General features: G+C 72.7%; 19 protein-coding genes. 14 read left to right on the forward strand and 5 right to left on the reverse strand.

The window, feature by feature from the left end:
- Window positions 1-212: 212 nt before the first annotated feature.
- The 8 genes from ABZ215_RS10655 to ABZ215_RS10690 all read left to right on the forward strand — a co-directional run bounded on the left by ABZ215_RS10655 (window position 213) and on the right by ABZ215_RS10690 (window position 8,606).
- The gene (locus ABZ215_RS10655) at window positions 213-2,033 is read left to right on the forward strand and encodes a peroxidase family protein (RefSeq protein WP_354949322.1); all 1,821 of its coding nucleotides are present in this window, start codon (window positions 213-215) and stop codon (window positions 2,031-2,033) included.
- Window positions 2,030-3,724 carry a hypothetical protein gene (locus ABZ215_RS10660; protein ID WP_354949324.1) on the forward strand — a complete coding sequence of 565 codons (1,695 nt, stop codon included), beginning with the start codon at window positions 2,030-2,032 and terminating at the stop codon, window positions 3,722-3,724. The genes ABZ215_RS10655 and ABZ215_RS10660 overlap by 4 nt, the downstream gene beginning before the upstream one ends.
- Window positions 3,725-3,734: 10 nt before the next feature.
- Entirely contained in the window at window positions 3,735-5,078 is a 1,344-nt protein-coding gene (locus tag ABZ215_RS10665) for a Dyp-type peroxidase (RefSeq protein WP_354949326.1), read from the forward strand.
- Window positions 5,078-6,262 carry a hypothetical protein gene (locus tag ABZ215_RS10670; RefSeq protein ID WP_354949328.1) on the forward strand — a complete coding sequence of 395 codons (1,185 nt, stop codon included), beginning with the start codon at window positions 5,078-5,080 and terminating at the stop codon, window positions 6,260-6,262. The genes ABZ215_RS10665 and ABZ215_RS10670 overlap by 1 nt, the downstream gene beginning before the upstream one ends.
- A complete protein-coding gene (locus ABZ215_RS10675; protein WP_354949330.1) occupies window positions 6,255-7,142 on the forward strand; it encodes an alpha/beta hydrolase in 888 nt (295 codons plus the stop codon). The genes ABZ215_RS10670 and ABZ215_RS10675 overlap by 8 nt, the downstream gene beginning before the upstream one ends.
- A gap of 32 nt (window positions 7,143-7,174) precedes the next feature.
- Window positions 7,175-7,873: an ArsR family transcriptional regulator gene (locus tag ABZ215_RS10680; protein ID WP_354949332.1), complete on the forward strand. Its 699-nt coding sequence runs from the start codon at window positions 7,175-7,177 to the stop codon at window positions 7,871-7,873.
- Window positions 7,870-8,241: a VOC family protein gene (locus tag ABZ215_RS10685; RefSeq protein WP_237335717.1), complete on the forward strand. Its 372-nt coding sequence runs from the start codon at window positions 7,870-7,872 to the stop codon at window positions 8,239-8,241. Before ABZ215_RS10680 ends, ABZ215_RS10685 begins: the two co-directional genes overlap by 4 nt.
- Window positions 8,242-8,312: 71 nt before the next feature.
- Window positions 8,313-8,606: a hypothetical protein gene (locus ABZ215_RS10690; RefSeq protein ID WP_354949334.1), complete on the forward strand. Its 294-nt coding sequence runs from the start codon at window positions 8,313-8,315 to the stop codon at window positions 8,604-8,606.
- Window positions 8,607-8,977: 371 nt separating this feature from the next.
- Here ABZ215_RS10690 and ABZ215_RS10695 read toward each other — a convergent pair whose 3' ends face one another.
- Complete coding sequence (locus tag ABZ215_RS10695) at window positions 8,978-10,168, reverse strand: MFS transporter (RefSeq protein WP_354949336.1); 1,191 nt, start codon at window positions 10,166-10,168, stop codon at window positions 8,978-8,980.
- 72 nt (window positions 10,169-10,240) lie between these two features.
- Here ABZ215_RS10695 and ABZ215_RS10700 point away from each other — a divergent pair, with 72 nt between their 5' ends.
- Window positions 10,241-10,672 carry a helix-turn-helix domain-containing protein gene (locus tag ABZ215_RS10700; protein ID WP_354949338.1) on the forward strand — a complete coding sequence of 144 codons (432 nt, stop codon included), beginning with the start codon at window positions 10,241-10,243 and terminating at the stop codon, window positions 10,670-10,672.
- Window positions 10,673-10,697: 25 nt separating this feature from the next.
- Window positions 10,698-10,928 carry a hypothetical protein gene (locus ABZ215_RS10705; protein ID WP_027935951.1) on the forward strand — a complete coding sequence of 77 codons (231 nt, stop codon included), beginning with the start codon at window positions 10,698-10,700 and terminating at the stop codon, window positions 10,926-10,928.
- A gap of 40 nt (window positions 10,929-10,968) precedes the next feature.
- Here ABZ215_RS10705 and ABZ215_RS10710 read toward each other — a convergent pair whose 3' ends face one another.
- Window positions 10,969-12,018, reverse strand: coding sequence for an NAD(P)-dependent alcohol dehydrogenase (locus ABZ215_RS10710; protein ID WP_354949340.1), 1,050 nt, complete (start codon window positions 12,016-12,018; stop codon window positions 10,969-10,971).
- Between the two features lie 105 nt (window positions 12,019-12,123).
- On the opposite strand from ABZ215_RS10710, the gene ABZ215_RS10715 reads away from it, so the two are divergent.
- Both ABZ215_RS10715 and ABZ215_RS10720 read left to right on the forward strand, forming a co-directional pair.
- On the forward strand, window positions 12,124-12,726 hold the full coding sequence (locus ABZ215_RS10715) for a TetR/AcrR family transcriptional regulator (RefSeq protein WP_354949342.1): 603 nt from the start codon (window positions 12,124-12,126) through the stop codon (window positions 12,724-12,726).
- A 202-nt stretch (window positions 12,727-12,928) separates the two neighbouring features.
- Entirely contained in the window at window positions 12,929-13,495 is a 567-nt protein-coding gene (locus ABZ215_RS10720) for a helix-turn-helix domain-containing protein (RefSeq protein ID WP_354949344.1), read from the forward strand.
- A gap of 38 nt (window positions 13,496-13,533) precedes the next feature.
- Here ABZ215_RS10720 and ABZ215_RS10725 read toward each other — a convergent pair whose 3' ends face one another.
- Entirely contained in the window at window positions 13,534-14,055 is a 522-nt protein-coding gene (locus tag ABZ215_RS10725) for a CGNR zinc finger domain-containing protein (protein ID WP_354949346.1), read from the reverse strand.
- An 89-nt stretch (window positions 14,056-14,144) separates the two neighbouring features.
- Here ABZ215_RS10725 and ABZ215_RS10730 point away from each other — a divergent pair, with 89 nt between their 5' ends.
- Both ABZ215_RS10730 and ABZ215_RS10735 read left to right on the forward strand, forming a co-directional pair.
- On the forward strand, window positions 14,145-15,281 hold the full coding sequence (locus tag ABZ215_RS10730) for an epoxide hydrolase family protein (RefSeq protein WP_354949348.1): 1,137 nt from the start codon (window positions 14,145-14,147) through the stop codon (window positions 15,279-15,281).
- A gap of 42 nt (window positions 15,282-15,323) precedes the next feature.
- On the forward strand, window positions 15,324-16,397 hold the full coding sequence (locus ABZ215_RS10735; protein ID WP_354949350.1) for an epoxide hydrolase family protein: 1,074 nt from the start codon (window positions 15,324-15,326) through the stop codon (window positions 16,395-16,397).
- Between the two features lie 6 nt (window positions 16,398-16,403).
- On the opposite strand, the gene ABZ215_RS10740 is transcribed toward ABZ215_RS10735, so the two are convergent.
- Together ABZ215_RS10740 and ABZ215_RS10745 are read right to left on the reverse strand one after the other, a co-directional pair.
- A complete protein-coding gene (locus ABZ215_RS10740; RefSeq protein ID WP_354949352.1) occupies window positions 16,404-17,273 on the reverse strand; it encodes a methyltransferase in 870 nt (289 codons plus the stop codon).
- A 112-nt stretch (window positions 17,274-17,385) separates the two neighbouring features.
- Entirely contained in the window at window positions 17,386-17,967 is a 582-nt protein-coding gene (locus ABZ215_RS10745; protein WP_354949354.1) for a helix-turn-helix transcriptional regulator, read from the reverse strand.
- Between the last annotated feature and the right edge of the window lie 15 nt (window positions 17,968-17,982).

The raw sequence follows: 17,982 nt of genomic DNA on the forward strand, positions 1-17,982 counted from the left end.
GGCCTTTTTCAGGCTACCCGGGAAATGTGCGATCGCCCGGCCGCCGGTGTTGGTGAAATTCTCGCAGCGGCCCCGCGCACTTGGGCCATCCGGGTACTGGACAGGGCGCGTGATCCGGTGCCACGCTGGGCGTTTCGCGACGCACGCTGGCAGGCAAGGCGCCGATCTTCGCACGTCCATTCGCGCAACCGACGAATACGGGGGAACCCGCGATGGCCGATCAAGAAAACACCACCCGGACATATCGCACCAGCCTGCCCTGGCGGGCCTTCACCATGATCACCGGAATGGTCGACCGGGTGGTGGGCTGGGACCGGCTGCCGGTCCCGCTCGGCCTGCTCGACCTGATCGGCCTGCGCACCAGGCTGCGCCAGGAGAACCTGCACGACACGAGCCGCCTGCCGGCGATGGGCACGCCGCCGGTGCCGCCGCTCACGCCCGATCACCTGGTGAGCCGGTCCGTCGACGGCAGCCACAACGACCTGACCGAGCCCGCGATGGGCATGGCCGGCGCGCGGTTCGGCCGCAACATCCCGCTCGACGAGATCACCCCGGCCACCGAGGACGCCGTGCTGAAGCCGAGCCCGCGCGAGATCAGCCGGAAACTGCTGACCCGCACCACGTTCGTGCCTGCCACGTCGGTGAACTCGCTGGTGGCCGCGTGGCTGCAGTTCATGATCCGCGACTGGTTCAGCCACGGCACCAGCCCGAAGGAGAACCCGTGGGTGGTGCCGCTGGCCGACGACGACACCTGGCCGGACAAGCCCATGCGCATCATGCGCACGCCCGACGACCCGACCCGCCCGCCGGGCGCGTCGATGCCCCAGACCCGCGTCAACGTGCTCACCCACTGGTGGGACGGCTCGCAGATCTACGGCGTCACCGGCGAGGAGCAGGGCTGGCTGCGCAGCGGCGAGCAGGGCAAGCTGCGGGTGCTCGACAACGGCCTGCTGCCGATTCCCGACGACCCGTCCCGCGACCCCGCGCTGGTCCCCGGCTTCTGGCTCGGCACCGAGATGCTGCGCACGCTGTTCACGTTGGAGCACAACGCGATCTGCGACCGGCTGCACGCCGAGTACCCGTCGTGGCCGGACGAGGAGCTGTTCCAGCGCGCGCGCCTGGTCACCTCGGCGCTGCTGGCGAAGATCCACACCGTGGAGTGGACGCCCGCGGTGATCAGCCACCCGACCACGAAGGCCGCGCTGCGGGCCAACTGGTTCGGCCTGGCAGGGGAGCGGGTGCACCGGCTGTTCGGCCGCATCAGCGGCAGCGAGGTGGTCAGCGGGATCCCGGGCGGCGCGACCGACCACTACGGGGTGCCGTTCGCGCTGACCGAGGAGTTCGTCGCGGTGTACCGGATGCACCCGCTGGTGCGCGACACCTGGAGCCTGCGCTCGGCCGGGGACGACGCCACGATCCTGGACTGCGAGTTCCCCGACATCTCCGGCGCCAACGCGCTCAAGGTCCTCAACAGCATCGGCATGACCGATCTGCTGTACTCCTTCGGCACCCTGCCGCCGGGCCTGGTCACGCTGCACAACTTCCCCAAGCACCTGCAGCAGTTCCAGCGCCCGGACGGGCACCTGCAGGACCTCGCCGCCACCGACATCCTGCGCTCGCGGGAGCTCGGCGTGCCGCGGTACAACGAGTTCCGCCGCCTGCTGCACCTGCCGCCGGCGCGGGACTTCCGCGACCTGACCGCCGACCCGGAGTGGGCCGAGGAGATCCGCCGCGCCTACGACGGCGACATCGAGCAGGTCGACCTGACGGTCGGCATGTTCGCCGAGCGCCGCCCGGAGGGCTTCGCGTTCAGCGACACGGCGTTCCGCATCTTCGTCCTGATGGCGTCGCGGCGGCTCAACAGCGACCGGTTCTTCACCGAGTACTACACGCCGCAGGTCTACTCCGACGCCGGGCTGGCGTGGATCCGGGACAACTCGATGGCCACCGTCCTCACCCGGCACTACCCGGGCCTGCGGCCGGTGCTCGCGACGGTGGACAACGCGTTCGCCGCGTGGGAGGTGCGGACATGACCGTCGTGGACGAGGCCGCGCTGCTGCGCGCGACCCACGACGAGCTGGACCGGCTGTTCCGGGCCAGCCCGCCCGGCGAAGTGCCGCACGGGCCGATGGACGGCACCGCGGTGCTCGCGCCGGGCACGCCGGTCAACCGGCTGGTCGCCGCCCTCGCCCGCTCGGTCGCCTGGCGCGGCAAGGTCTTCGACCCCGCGGGCCGGACCCTGGCGAACCGCGTCGGCCCGGTCGGCGTGACCGCGATCAAGGCGGCCGTCGCGCCCGGGCACAGCTGGGTGGACGGCCGGGAGTGCGTCGTCATCGACTACTCCAAGACCTCGCTGGTGGCCCGCGGGGTGCGGGACGAGATCCGGCTGGTGGCCAAGGACCTCTACCTCGGCGTGGTGTGGCTGTGGCGGCGCCGGGTCGGCTGGTTCCTGCTGCGCAGGCCCGGCACCGGCGCCGCGGCCCGCCCGTCGCCGCACCAGGTCCCGCTCACCATCCGGGCGCCGCTGCGGCAGGGCCACGAGGGCGACGTGCCCGGGCTGCTCGACGAGCTGCGCAAGGGCGTCGACTCCGACGGCGGCCCGTTCCGCGACATGGCCGGGGTGCACTTCGCGCGGGTGTTCGTGCTGCCGCCCGACGGCGACGGCCGCGAGTCGCTGGTCTACATGGCCGAGCTGGACACGCCCGTGCTGGCCCACCTGCACGACCTCGCCGCCGCCCGCGGCGACGCGCTGTCCGCGTTGCTCGGGCTGTGCGAGGAGTACCCGGAAACCCGCACCGCGGGCGGCCGGGTGCGGTGGCTGCGCGACCACGAGATCCCGCCCGCCGCCACCTACGTGCACCGCACCGGGCGGAGCCTGGCCCGGATCCGCGACGAGGCGAGGCTGCGGGAACGCATCGAGCAGTTCCTCGACGAGAAACCGGAGTGGACGGGCACCGGCGAGGTGGCGGTGCACCGCGCGATCCGGGACTTCGTCGCGCAGCAACCGGACCTGTCGTGGGCGCTGCGGCCCGCGGCACCCACCGCGGTGGGGCACCGCCTGCGCGAGGCCGCGCACCTGGTCGCGGTTCCCGCGGTCGCGCCGCTGCTGCTGCCGGTCGTCCCGGCGCTGGCCGTGCTGATCCGCCTCAAGGAGCTGCGCGACGAACCCGAACGCGCGACCGTGTCCCGGGCGCGGCTCGCGGAGCTGACGCAGCAGGAGGACACCCGGGTGCAGAACCCGTTCACCGCCACCGGCTACGTCAAACCGGGGCCGGTGCGGCACTTCACCCTGCGCACCGTCCTGTTCGGACTGGACTGGTTCAACCGGCACGTCTACGCCACCGACAGCCTGGCCGGGGTGCGGACCATCCACTTCGCCCGGTGGGTCTACCTCGACGGCGGCCGCAGGCTCGTCTTCGCCAGCAACTACGACGGCAGCCTGGAAAGCTACATGGACGACTTCATCGACAAGCTGTCCGCCGGGCTCAACGCGGTGTTCAGCAACGGCGTCGGCTACCCGCGCACGCGGTGGCTGCTGTGGGGCGGGGCGCGGGACGAGCAGGCCTTCAAGTCCTACCTGCGCGCCCACCAGCTGCCCGCCGTCTGGTACTCCGCCTACGGCGACCTGACGGCACGCAACATCGACGACAACTCCGCACTCCGGGACGGCCTCACCCGCGACCTCGACGCGGAGGCGGCCCGGTCCTGGCTGGCCCTGCTGTGAGGTGGCGGCGATGACCCTCGACTTCAGCGACACCCAGGGCCTGCTCGTCCGCGGCTACGGCGGGCTGCGGCACGCCACGTTCCTGCTGTTCGCGGTCACCGGCGAGCGGGCGGCACGCGCGACGCTGCGGAACCTGGCCGCCCAGGTGTCCACGGCGGCGGCCAAGCCGGCCGAGGCCGCGGTCAACGTGGCCCTCACCGCCGCCGGGATGCGCGCGCTCGGCGTCCCCGCGGAGGTCGTCGACTCGTTCTCGGCGCCCTTCGCCGAGGGCATGACCACCGAGCACCGCAGCCGCCTGCTCGGCGACTCCGGCGACGCCGACCCGCGGCGGTGGGCGTGGGGCGGGCCGTCCACCGCGCCGGTGCACCTGCTGGTCCTGGTGTACGCGACGACCGCGACCGCGCTGCGGCGGCGGGTGGCCCAGATCAAACGGGAAAGCGAGGGACTGTCCCTGACCGTCGCGCTGCCCACCGACCCGCTCACCCCGACCGAGCCGTTCGGCTTCCGCGACGGCCTGTCCCAGCCGAAGCTGTCCGGCCTGGGGGAGGAGGCCGCGCCCGGCGACGTCGAGCTCGGCGAGTTCGTCCTGGGCTACCGCAACGCCTACGGGCGGCTCACCGAGCGGCCGCTGCTGCCCGCCGACGCCGACCCGCGTGGCCTGCTGCCGCGCACCGCCGACGGCGCCGCCGACCTCGGCCGCGACGGAAGCTACCTGGTGTTCCGCCAGTTGCGCCAGGACGTCGGCGGGTTCTGGGCGCACCTGCGCGAGCGGGCGGGTGGCGAGCAGCCTGCCCGGCGGCTCGCGGCGAAGATGGTGGGGCGGTGGCCCAGCGGCGCGCCGCTCGTCCTCGCCCCGGAGCGGGACGAACCCGCGCTCGCCGAAGAGGACTTCGCCTACCACGCCGAGGATCCGCACGGCCTGTCCTGCCCGCTGGGCGCGCACGTGCGCCGCGCGAACCCGCGCGACTCGCTCGACCCCGGCCCGGGCTCGCCGAAGTCGGTGGCGGTCAACAACCGGCACCGGCTGCTGCGCCGCGGCCGCAGCTACACCATCGCCGGCGCGGACGGCTCCGGCCCGGACGAACGCGGGCTGCACTTCCTGTGCCTGAGCGCCAACCTGGCCCGGCAGTACGAGTTCGTGCAGCACACCTGGATCAACAGCCCGGTCTTCAACGGCCTGCACGACGACGCCGACCCGCTGGTCGCGCCGAAGAACGGGCGGGGCGCGCGGTTCACCGAGCAGGCCACGCCGGTGCGGCGGCGGCACAGCGGGCTGCCGTCCTTCGTGCAGGTCCGCGGCGGCGCCTACTTCTTCCTGCCGGGCGTGGCGGCACTGCGGTACCTGGCGGCGTGATGAACTGGCTGAAACTGCTCAACGACGCGGTGCTCGGGCTGGTCGCGTCGGAGCGGCGGGTCGACCCGTGGGTGCGGCCGGCCTTCGACGCCGTGGTCCGGCCGCCGGTCCAGGCGCTCGTGCAGGCCGCGCTGGTCCGCGGCCGGGTGCCCGGCTCGCCGGTGCCCGCCGAGGAGACGCCGCTGCCCGGGGAGGCCGCCGCCACCGACGAGATCGTCGACCTGATGAGCCGGTTCCTGCACCGGCACTACGCGCACGGGCACGCGCTGCGGGCAGGCAACACGAAGACCTACGGCGTGGTGCACGGCTCGCTGCGGATCCACGACGGCCTGCCGTTCCCGGTGCGGCACGGGCTGTTCGCGCGCCCGGCGACCTACCCGGCCTGGGTGCGCTTCGCCGGTCCCGGGCCGTTCGCCCCGCCCGACCTGAAGGACAACGGGGTGCTCAGCATCGGTGTCAAGCTCGTCGGGGTGCCGGGGCCGAAACTGCTCGACGACGAGCGGCACACGCTGGACCTCACCGGCATCAGCGCGCCCACGTTCACCACACCGGACGTGGTGGAGAACGCGAAGCTGCAGCGGCGGATCGGGAACGACTCGCCGCTGTGGTACTTCGTGAACCCGCGGGACAGCCACCTCGCCGACCTGGTGATGCAGGGGCTCTACGCCCGCACGCACAGCAGCCCGCTGGACACGCCGTACTGGAGCTGCGCGGCGTACCTGCTCGGCCGGGGACGGGCGATGCAGTACCGGTTCGTGCCGCGGGGCGCGCGCGGGCGGGCGCCGTGGAACCCGTCCGACGACTACCTGTCCGAGGCGCTGCGGGCCACGCTCGCGCGGCGCCAGGCCGGGTTCGACCTGTGCCTGCAGGTGCAGACCGAGCCGCGGCGGATGCCGGTCGAGGACGCCTCGATCGTGTGGCCGGAGCGGTTGTCGCCGCCGGTGCGGGTCGCGACGCTGGTGCTGGACCGGCAGGAACTCGACCCGGGGGAGCAGCGCGCGCGGGCGGACAGCCTGTCGATCAACCCGTGGCACACCATCGCCGAGCACCGGCCGCTGGGCAGCCAGAACCGGGCGCGGCGGGAGGTCTACCAGCAGCTGTCGCGACTGCGGCAGGACATGAACGCGGTCAAGCACGTGGAACCGAGCGGGCAGCGGTTCTTCCCGGAGGACGACCGTGGTTGAGCACCTGCGGGTCGCCGCGAACGGGCTGGACTTCCACGTGCTGGCCGACGGCCCGCGCGACGCCCCGCCGGTCCTGCTGCTGCACGGGTTCCCGGAGGGCGCGGCCGGGTGGCGGCCGACGATGGCCGCGCTGGAGGGCCTGCGGGTGTACGCGCCGGACCTGCGCGGCTACCCCTGCAGCGACCGGCCGCGGCGGGGCTACGACGTCTTCACCCTCACCGACGACGTCCGGCTGCTCATCGAGGCGCTCGGGCTGGACCGGCCCGCGTTGGTGGCGCACGACTGGGGCGGCGCGCTGGGGTGGATCTTCGCGCACCGGTTCGGCCCGGTGATCAGCCGGCTGGTCGTGGTGAACTGCACCCATCCGCGCACGCTGGTTCGGGCCGCGCTGACGTTCCGGGAGCTGCAGCCGCTGCGGATCCCGTGGGTGCTGCCGTTCCAGGTGCCGTTCGCGCCGGAGTTCCTGCTGACGACCCGGCTGGGCCGCGCCGGGCTGCGGCTGTCGTTCACGCTGCGGGAGGGCTCGCGGGGCCGGATGGACCGGGAGCTGGTGGACGAGCTGGTCGGCCGGTTCCGGTCGGCGGCCGATCTGGGCCCGCCGATCGACTACTACCGGGCGATCTTCGCGACGCTGGTGTTCCCGCTGTCCCGGGCGCGGCTGTACGCCACCTACGACCGCCCGATCCCGGTGCCGGTGACGCTGGTGTGGGGGCTGGAGGACGAGGCGCTGCCGTCGGCCGTGGCGCGGGACAGTTTCCGCGACGCGGGCTGCGACGTGGAGTGGCGGCCGCTGGAGGGCATCGGGCACTTCGTGGATCTGGAGGCGCCGTCGTTGCTGGCGGCGGAGATCGAGCGGGCGGTACTCGTCAAACGGGCTTGATGTATCAAGGCGGTTTGATGCATCATCTGGAGATGGTTCCGGATTTCCTCCGGCTCGCCGCTCACCCGCTGCGGTGGCAGCTGCTCGGCCTGCTCGCGGACGGGGACCTGCGTGTCCGCGAACTGGTCGCGCTGACCGGTGAGCCGCAGAACCTGGTGTCCTACCACCTGCGGCTGCTGCGCGAGGGCGGTCTGGTGACCGCGGCGCGCAGCACGTTCGACGGCCGGGACAGCTACTACCACCTCGACCTGAGCCGATGCGGCGACGGGCTGGCGGCGGCGGGGGCCGCGCTGCACCCGTCGCTGGGTCCGGGCGCGGTGCCGGTGCGGCGGGGGATCGCCGTGTTGTTCGTGTGCACCGGGAACAGCGTGCGCTCGCCGATGGCCGAGGCGCTGCTGCGGCACCACACCGAGGGGCGCGTGCGGGCGGCGAGCGCCGGGGTGCGGCCGGCGGAGCGCCTGCACCCGTCGGCGGTGCGGGTGTTGCGCGAGCTGGGCGTGGCGGTTTCCGGGCGGCCCCGCGACGTCCGCTCGATGACGCGGCGCCGGTTCGACCACGTGATCACGTTGTGCGACAAGGCGCGGGAGGTCTGCCCGGACCTGGGGGCGCGGCGGGCGCACTGGAGCATTCCCGAGCCTGAGGGGTACGAGGGTTTCCGCGCGACGGCCGCGGAGATCGATGTCCGTGTCCGGCACCTGGTGCCGGCCCTGACCGGAGGAGCAGCGCGATGACCGAACACGCCTCGGTCCGCTACCTGGTCGACGACGTCCAGGCCGCGGTCGACTTCTACACCGGGCACCTGGGGTTCGAGGTGAACACCAGCGCGGCCCCCGCGTTCGCCGACGTGGTGCGCGGACCCCTGCGGCTGCTGCTGTCCGGCCCGGCGAGCTCCGGCGCGCGGGCCACGCCGTCCGGAATGGACGGTGGTGGCAACCGAATCCACCTGGTGGTCCCGGAACTGGACGCGGAGATCGAGCGCCTGCGCGCCGAGGGGGTGTCGTTCGTCGGCGAGCCGGTCGCCGGCCCGGGCGGACGGCAGATCCTGCTCACCGACCCGGCGGGCAACCTGGTCGAGCTGTTCCAGCCCGCGGCCCGATGAGCGGAGCCGGCGTCTGGCGCACGGTTCTGACCGGCGCGCGCCCGTGGGTCCTGTTCGAACACGGAACGTGCGTGGTCCTGACCGAGCCCGAGGGCGACCTCGCCCACCAGGCGACGGAGCTCCTGCGGACGTTCGGCCCGGTCCGCGCCGGTGGCGCGGCCGGGGACTTCGGGGTGATCACCCTCGACGAGGGTGGCGGCTGGCTGGTCACGTCGTACCGCCCGGACGTCCTGACGCACGTGGCGCCCGGCGAGCCGCCCGCGGAGTCCGACGTCACGATCGGACTCTATGGGCGGTCCAAACGCCACCGCGACGCCACGGAACTGCACGTCGTCCACGTCGAGGACGTGCCCGGCCCGGCTTGAACCGGCGGCCGGTCCTTCACCGCGCCGAGCCGGCGTCACCGGCGGGTGGCGCTCCACCACGTCCTCCAGACACCCTCATGCCCCATCTGCCGCCGGACCTCCTTGGCCGTCGCGATCTCCCAGCCCCGCAACCGCTTGGTGATCGCCGCCGCCGTGGCCAGCCCAGTTGCGGCATCGCCGGGCGGACCTGCGTCGTCACCACGTCGAACCGCGTGCCGGGCTCCCACATGCATTAGTCCGCCTCCACCCACCGCGAGCCAGTGGCTCTGCGGAGATGTCGACCGTCGTCACCTGCCACTCCTCGCCCGGCGAGCCAGGACGCGCGTTCCTCAGCCTGCCCGGCCCGGCTTGAACCGGCGGCCCCTGAAACGTCACCGGCGGACAGTGCGCACGACCACGGCAGCGCGCACGCGCGCACGGCCGCGTTCGCTGACCGCCCAGGCGCCGAGCGCGCCCAGGGCGAACGCCGCGCCCAGCAGGGCGCAGCCCGTCCAGCCCGCGGCGTCGAACAGGGCGGTCGTCGCGGTGGCGCCGAGCGCGGAGCCGAGCGAGTAGAAGACCATGTAGCCGCCGATGGCGCTGCTGGTCCGGTCGGGGAAGGCGCTCGTGAGGACGTGCTGGTTGCCGACGTGCACGGCCTGGACGGCGAAGTCGAGCACGACCACCCCCGCGATCAGCAGCACCAGCGACCAGCCGAGCTGCCCGATCGCGGCCCACGAGCCGAGCAGGAGGGCGAGCGCGACGCCGCTGACCCGGACGCCGTGCCCGGCGTCGGCCCAGCGTCCGGATCGCGCGGCACCCAGGGCACCGGCCAGCCCGGCGATCCCGAACAGCCCGATCTGCGCCTCACTCAGCCGCCACGGCTCGCCGGCCAGCGGCAGCGCCAGCCCGCTCCACAGCGTGCCGAACGAGGCGAAGAGGAAGAACGCGATCAACCCGCGCCCGAGGAACACCGGTCGCGTGAACAGCCCGCCCAGCGACCGGAGCACCCGCCCGTACGGTTCCGCGCCGGTCCGGACGTCCGCGGGCAGCGCGACGAGGCTGAGCACGCACAGGGCCGCCGCGAGGACCGCGAGGGCGAGGTAGCTGCTCCGCCAGCCCCACAGCTCGGCCAGGCTCCCGGTGACCACCCGCGCGCCGAGGATGCCGACCACCACGCCTGAGGTGACGACGCCGAGGTTCCGGCCGCGCTCGCCGGGCGGGGAGATCGACGCGGCGAACGCGACCGCGGTCTGCACGACCACCGCGAACGCGCCGGCCAGCACGAGACCGGCGAACGCCAGCCACGCGGCGGGCGCGGTCGCGGTGACCGCCAGCCCGGCGGCCACCAGCCCCAGGTGCGTGGCGATCAGCCGCCTGCGGTCGAGCATGTCGCCCAGCGGCACCAGCAGCACCAGCCCGGCGAGGTACCCCAGCTGCGCGGCGGCCACGAGCCAGCCGACCGAATCGCGGGCGACGCCGAGGTCCTGCCCCATCGGCCCGAGCACCGGTTGCCCGGCGTACACCCCGGCGACCGCCACCCCGCACACCGCCGCCAGCAGCAGCCTCGTTCCGCGCCCCACCCGTGCCTCCAGTTTGGTTTCAAATTGCAACTCTTTGGAGCGTAGGGCAGAATGGTTTCAATACGCAACTCAATGGAGGACGGCGTGTGGACGGATCCGGAGTGCCCGGTCGCGCGGGCGGCGGACGTGGTCGGGGACCGGTGGAGCCTGCTGATCATCCGGGACGCGATGGACGGCGCCCGCTCGTTCACCGACTTCCAGCAGCGCACCGGCATCGCCCGCAACATCCTCACCGACCGGCTCCGCAAGCTCGCCGCGCACGGTCTGATCACCCAGGTCGAGGCGCCGTCCGGCAAGCGGAAGGTGTACGCGCTCACCCCGGCGGGCAAGGACCTGTTCCCGGTGATCGTCACGCTCCGGCAGTGGGGCGAGCGCCACGCCTACGAGACCGGCGAACGGCATTCGGTGCTGGTCGACGACCGCGGCGAGGTCGTGCCGCCGCTCGTCCCCGCCGACGCGGGCGGGCGGCCGCTGACGAGTGACACCACGTCGGTGCGCAAGTAGTGTGCGAAGCGTGCGGCGGGTGGGCGTGACGGACGAGGAACTGCTGGTGGAGGTCGCCCTGACGCGGCTGGACCACCCGGACCTCGACCTGGAGGAGATCGCCGAGCTGGTGGTGCGCAAGGCGGGGCCGGACGCCGTGCTGGAGTTCGCGTCACGCAACCTGGCCGAACGGGGCGAACTGCGGGCCGCGATGTTCGCCGCGGCCGTCGAGCACGTGATCCGGGTGGTGCTGACGCTGCGCGGTCCTTCGGACTAGCCGGTGGGGCTGCCCGCGTCCACGGACAGCCCCACCGGAATCACGCGCCGATCGTGGCGGTGTCGATCACGAAGCGGTACCGCACGTCGCTGTTGTCGACGCGCTCGTAGGCCTCGTTGACCTGCTCGGCGGAGATCGTCTCGATCTCGGCGCCGATTCCGTGCTCGGCGCAGAACTCGAGCATCTCCTGGGTCTCGGCGATCCCGCCGATCATCGAACCGGCCAGCACCTTGTTGCCGCCGAGGAGGGAGAACGCGTTGTAGGACAGCGGCTCGCCGGGTGCGCCGACGTTGACCATCGCGCCGCCGACGCGCAGCAGGCCGAGGTAGGCGTCCACCGGCAGCTTGGCCGACACGGTGTTCAGGATCAGGTCGAACCGGCCGCGCAGCGCCTCGAACGTCCCTTCGTCGCTGGTCGCGTAGTAGTCCTTCGCGCCGAGCCGCAGGCCGTCCTCCTGCTTCTTGAGGCTCTGGCTGAGCACGGTGACCTCCGCGCCCATCGCGGCGGCCAGCTTGACCGCCATGTGGCCGAGCCCGCCGAGGCCGACCACGGCGACCTTCTTGCCCGGACCGGCGCCCCACCGCCGCAGCGGCGAGTAGGTCGTGATCCCGGCGCACAGCAGCGGCGCGGCGACGTCGAGGCCGATGCCGTCGGGGATGCGGCACACGAAGCCTTCCTTGACGACGATCTGCCGGCTGTAGCCGCCGTAGGTGTTCTCGCCGTCGAAGCCGACCCCGTTGTAGGTCTGGACGTTGCCCTTGACGCAGAACTGCTCGGTGCCGGCGCGGCAGTACTCGCACTCGACGCACGAGTCGACCATGCAGCCGACACCGACGCGGTCGCCGACCCGGTACTTGGTCACCTCGGGGCCGACGGCGGCGACGACACCGGCGATCTCGTGGCCGGGCACCATCGGGAAGATGGCCTGGCCCCAGTCCTCCCTCGCCTGGTGGATGTCGCTGTGGCAGATGCCGGCGAACTTGATGTCGATCAGCACGTCGTCCGGCCGCAGGTCCCGCCGCTGGATCGTGGTGGGCGCCAGGGGCGCGCCGGGCGACGGCACAGCGATAGCGTGCGTGGTCGTGGTCATGGATCCTCCCGGATACGACGTCGCGGGGCATACTGTAAGAGCCCTCATACATCACCTACGTAAGAGGGCTCTTACATATTTCGGCCGGGGGATGTGAGCTGGGTCATGGGCGGGAAGTACCACCACGGCAACCTGCGCGACGAGCTCGTCCGGGTGTCCCTCGACCTGATCGCCGAGCGCGGCGTGGCCGGGTTCTCCGTCGCCGAGGTCGCGCGGCGCGCCAAGGTCAGCCCCGGCGCGCCCTACCGGCACTTCCCGGAGCGGGAGAGCCTGCTCGCCGCCGTCGCCGCCACCGTGGCCTGCCAGCTGGTCGACGAGGTGCGGGCCGCGGTCGAGCGCGAGGACGACCCGGCCGCCGCGCTCGCCGCGGCGGCGGGCGCCTACACCGCGTATCTGATCCGGCGGCGGGCCGGCATGCACCTCATCTACGCCGAGGGGCTGCACGGCCCCGGCTACACCGAGCTGCACGAGAACACGCGCACCCTGACCGACCAGTTCCTCCTGCTGTGCCTGCGCCTGTGCGACAGCCCGCAGGAGGCGCTGGAGCTGATGGAGCAGCTGTTCACCCAGGCGCACGGCTACGGCATGTTCTGGCTCGACGGCGTCTTCGTCAAGCACGGCTACTCGCCCGAACTGGTGGTCGCGAAGTCAGTCGCCGCGGCGCGCGTCATGATCGAGGGCCACCGCGCGACGACCGGTGACGGCTGATCAGTCCACAGTAGACGCCGCAACCATCCGTGAGAACTCGCCAGTCCGCCCGTTACGGGGGGAGCGAATCGCGCCGACGAGCACGGAGAGCTCCGCGAGCGAGGTGTTCCCCCGCCGCCGATATCGCGCGCCACAACGAAGTTGCTCGCCTCAGGCGTACGGTGGACGCCGAAGGGGAACGGGTGTTCCGGATCGTGCGGAGGTGCGGGCCGAGGTGAGCCGGAAGGCCAGGGCGGACAGCGAGCGCAACCGCAGGCGCATCGTGGAGGTCGCGCGCCGCGGGTTCGCCGTCGAGGGCATCGGGCTGCCGATGCGGGAGATCGCCCGCCGGGCCGGTGTCGGGGCCGCGACGCTGTACCGGCACTTCCCGGCGCGCCCCGATCTCCTCGACGCGGTGCTGGCCGAGCAGGTCGCCGCCTGCCGCGAGGACGTGCGCAACGCCCTCGCCGACCCCGACCCGTGGCGGGCGCTGAGCGCGATCGTGCGCCAGTTCGGCGAGCGCCAGGTGCGGGACCGCGGCCTCAACGACGTCCTGCTTGGCTCGCACCCGGACGCGGAGGCGTTCGCCGAGGAGCGGCGCGAGCACACCCGCTCGCTCGACGCGCTCGTGCGTCGCGCCAGGGCCGCCGGCGCCGTGCGACCGGACCTCGCCACCGAGGACGTGCGGGTCGGGTTGATGGCGATCGCGTCGCTGCGGGGCCTGCCGCCGGACCGGGCGCCGGTGGCCGTCCGCCGTCTGACGGAGCTGCTTCTCGCCGGGATGCGGTAGCAACGCCCGCATCGCGGCCACACCAGCACCGCTCGGCTTCACGCCTCGTGGCGCCGACGCTCCCGGTAGGTGCGGGTCTTGTGGCGGTTGCCGCAGATCTCCATGGTGCACCAGCGGCCACGGCCGTTGCGTGAGACGTCGTAGAACGCCCACCGGCAGTCCGGGGCGGCGCAGAGCTTGATCCGCGACCACTCGCCCCTGGCCACACTGCCCGCCACGGTCTCGACGATGGCGTTCAGCCAGGCCGGGCCGGAGGTCGCGACGAGGCGCAATCCGCCGGACGCGTCCGGTTCGAGCCGCAACGGGTGTTCCGCGAGGGCCGCGGCCGCCCCGGTATCAGCGACGAGCGCCTGCCGGAGCGCCGTGCGCAGGGCGATGGCGGTCTCCAGATCCGCCGCCCGCGGCGGGCTGTCGCCGAAGTCCAGACCCCGGTCCGTCAGCCAGTCCGCGAGGGCCTGCGGCGAGGTCAGCCGCTCGCCGGGCACATGACTCTCCCTGTGCCGCTTGAACGTGCGCTCGTCCACGGTGTTGAGGAAGTCTTCGATTACCTGCAGCGACACCACGACACCATCATCTCACGACAGTGGTGTTGCCCCTCGACGACACCGCTGTTAGCTTTTACCGGTGTCGCAGACGAGAGGAGAGCGCGATGGCCGGCACCCGCGCGGTGCTCGATGTTCCCGACCCCGACCTGGAGGACCTGCGAGAACGGCTGCGCCGCACCCGGTGGGCACGACCGTGGCCGGCCGAACCCTGGGCCGCGGGCACGGACGGCGATGAGCTCCGCCGCCTGGCCGGCTACTGGGCCTCGGCCTACGACTGGCGCAAGCACGAAGCCGCGATCAACGACCTGCCGCACCGGTTCGCCGAGATCGGCGGCACGGTCGTGCACTACCTGTACTTCGGCGCCGAGAACGGCGGAGCACGAGCGATCCTGCTGGCCAACGGCTGGCCCAGCTCGTTCCTCGAACTCGTCGGCCTGGCGGAGCGGCTGTCGGCCCCGTCGCGGTTCGGGCGCGACCCGCGGGCCGCCTTCACCGTCATCGTCCCGTCGCTGCCGGGGTTCGGGCTTGCTCCGCAACGCCCGACGCTCGACGTGAGCACGCACACGCACGACCTGTGGCATCGGCTGATGACCGAGGAGCTGGGCTTCGACCGCTATGGCGCGCACGGGTCCGACATCGGCGCCGGGGACGTGAGCCGGCTGGCGCAGGCGCATCCGGACGCGCTGTTCGGACTCCACCTGCAGGACGCCGCGAACCCCGCCGGCTACGACGCGACCGCGCTGAGCGAGGAGGAACGGGCCTACCTGGCGGCCGAGCACGCGTGGGACGTCGCCGAGCGCGGGTACTCGCACCAGCAGCAGACCCGGCCGCTGACCCTCGCCCAGGGGCTGTCGGACTCCCCGTCCGGGCTGCTCGCCTGGATCCTGGAGAAGTACCGGGCCTGGAGCGACTGCGACGGCGTCGTGACCAACCGGTTCAGCGACGACTTCCTCCTCACACAGGCCTCGCTGTACTGGTTCACCAACACGATCTCGACCTCGTTCCGCCCCTACTACGAACGCCACCACCAGCTGGTCCCGCCTGTCGAACGGGTCGAGGTGCCGACCGCGCTGGCGTTGTTCCCCGCCGACATCGGCGGACGGCAGCCCCGCAGCTGGGTGGAACGCGTCTACCACGTCACCCGCTACACCGAGATGCCCCGCGGCGGTCACTTCGCCGCCTACGAGGAACCGGATCTGCTGGCCGACGACATCACGGCCTTCTTCGGCTCGCTGCGGTGAGCACCTCCGTCCACACGGGACCGTCGCAGAACGGAGAACTCCATGCCTGAGGTCACCCCGGAAGCCGTGCCGGGGCCGGTGCTGCAGGATCTGCGTGCCCGGCTGCGGGCCTACCGCCGGGTGCCGCTGCCCCCGGGATTCGGGTGGGAGCGTGGCGTCGACGGCGACTTCCTGGCCGAACTCGTCGCCCACTGGGCCGACCACTACGACTGGCGGGTGCACGAAGAACGGATCCGCGCCCTGCCGTGGACACTGGCAGGCGGGCTCCGGCTGATCCACCAGCGCGCGGCGACTCGCGGCGTTCCGGTCGTCCTGCTGCACGGCTGGCCGGACTCGGTCCTGCGGTTCGAGAAGGTCCTGCCGCTCCTGGCGGATCTGAACGTGGTCGTCCCGGCGTTGCCGGGTTTCCCGTTCGCCGCCCCGGTGGCACGCGGGGGCATGTCGGCCGCGGCGATGGCCGAAACGGTGGCCGCCGCCCTCGCCGAGCTGGGCTACGACCGTTACGTCGTGTCCGCGGGCGACGTCGGTTGCGATGTCGCCGAGGCGCTCGCCGCGGCGTACCCCGACCGAGTCGCCTCGCTCCACCTGACCGATGTGTCGCAGTACCGGTTCCTGGTCGATCCGCCGGCGGACCTCTCTCCCGTCGAGCAGGCCTACGTGCGGTCCGGGCACCGCTGGCAACGCCAGGAGGGCGGCTACATGCGGGAGCAGGCGACCAAGCCGCACACCCTCGCGGTGGGGCTCGGCGACTCGCCGGCCGGGCTCGCCGCGTGGCTGCTGGAGAAACTGCGCACGTGGACCGACTGCGGGGGCGACGTCACCACGGTGTTCACCCGCGAGGAGCTGCTGACCTGGATCACGGCGTACTGGGTCACCGGCTCGATCGGCACCTCGTTCACCCCGTACGCGGAGGCCGGACCCAGGCCGGGACCGATCGTCGCGCCCACGGCGTTCACGATCTTCCCCAAGGACCTCGTCAACGCGCCACGGGAGTTCGCTGCCCGGTTCTTCGACGTCCGGTCGTGGGTCGAGGAGCCCCGGGGCGGGCACTTCGGTGCGTGGGAATGCCCGGAGCAGTACGTCGCCGGGGTCCGCGCCGCCGCGTCCCTCGCCTGAGCGTCCTCAGGCGCGGCGCGCGGCCCAGACGGAACGTTTGGTGCGGACCGCCAGGTCGTCGCGGCGCAGCAGGCTGTGCGGGCCGTCGACGTCGAGCAGCCGGTCGAGTGCGGCGAGGTCCTCGCGGTCGAGCTCGGCCGCGACCGCGCCCCGAACACGTTGCAGCGCATGGAGGGCGTACCGGCCGACCACCGGGTTGCCCGCGCCCTCGACGTTCACGTCGACGTGGAGCTCGCCCTCCACCACGAACCCGGCGGCGGCGAGCATCGGCCCCCAGTCCGCGCCGCGGTGGGGGAGGTGCCGGGCGTGGAGCCGGTCGCCCGCGGCGTGGACGCGGTCTTCCAGCCCGGGCCGGTCGGCGGGCGCGGTCGTGGGCAGGAAGCGGGGCAGGCCCGCCATTTCGACCACGACGAACAGGCCGCCGGGCGCGAGCAGGTCGTGGACGGCGCGCAGGGCGCGGCCGGGATCAGCCAGGTGGTGCACGGAGCCCGAGGCCCACACGAGGTCCGGGGTGCCGAGGTCGGGCCAGGTGGCCTCGTCGAGGTCGGCGAGCACCGTGCGCACGTGGGCGTCCACCCCGCGGGCGCACGCCTTTTCGCTGAGCCGCCGCAAGTGGCCGGGCGCGGTGTCCACCGCCGTGACGTGCGCTTCGGGGAACTGGTCGAGAAGGGCGAACGTGCCCGCTCCGGTGCCCGCGGCGAGATCGACGATCTGACGCGGGCTGCCGTGCAGAGGCAGCCACCTGATGATGCCGGTGGTGTGCTCGGCGAGGGCTTCCGCGTCCAGTTCGAGGATCTCCGCCTGCGCGCTGTCCGCGTCGTGGTGATCGTGACCGTGGTGATCGTGGCTCTGGTGCTGGGCATGCGCGCGTGTCATGCTGCCACGATAAGAGCGTTGTGCTCTGCTGCTCGGTCCTTTGCCGATTGCGCAAGGAAGTGGGCTTCCGCGATGCCCCGGGCGCAAAATGCCGCGGATGCCGGTCGTGCCGTCATGAGCCGTTGTCGTCGGCCTCGTTTTCGCGATGCCCGCGGCGGGCGTCGCGGTCGTAGATGAACATGACCTCGCACGGACGGCCGTGAGCGCCGATGGCGTGCGGCGTCATGGTCGGGAACTCGGCGGCGCGGTTGGTGTCGACGCGGAAGGTCCGGTCTCCCAGCAACAACGTGGCGGTGCCGGACAGCACGACGAACCATTCCCGGCCGGGGTGGGCGCGCATCTTGGCCGGGTTGTCAGGCGGCGGGTCGGTGAACCGCCTGCGCGTCACGGTCATGCCGGGGTCGCCCTTCATCGGCCAGCTCAGCCCGTGCGCGCCGTGGTGGTTGACCGGGCTGATGACCACGTCGTCCACGGCGTTCTCGACCAGCTGGTCGAGGGTGGTGTCCAAGGCGCGGGCCAGTGCGACCAGCTGGTCCAGCGCCAGGCGGCGCTGGCCGTTCTCGATGCGGCTCAGCGAGGACTGTCCCAGGTGGACTCGCGCGGCCAGTTCCTCCAGCGACAGGCCTTGGGCGACCCGCAGTGCCCGGATCCGTTTGCGCACGAGGCTGTCCAGCGAACCTTCTTCTTGCTTCATAGGCAAGATGATATG

The organism is Amycolatopsis sp. NPDC006131 (assembly GCF_040614175.1).
In the GTDB taxonomy this organism is placed as follows: domain Bacteria; phylum Actinomycetota; class Actinomycetes; order Mycobacteriales; family Pseudonocardiaceae; genus Amycolatopsis_E; species Amycolatopsis_E tucumanensis.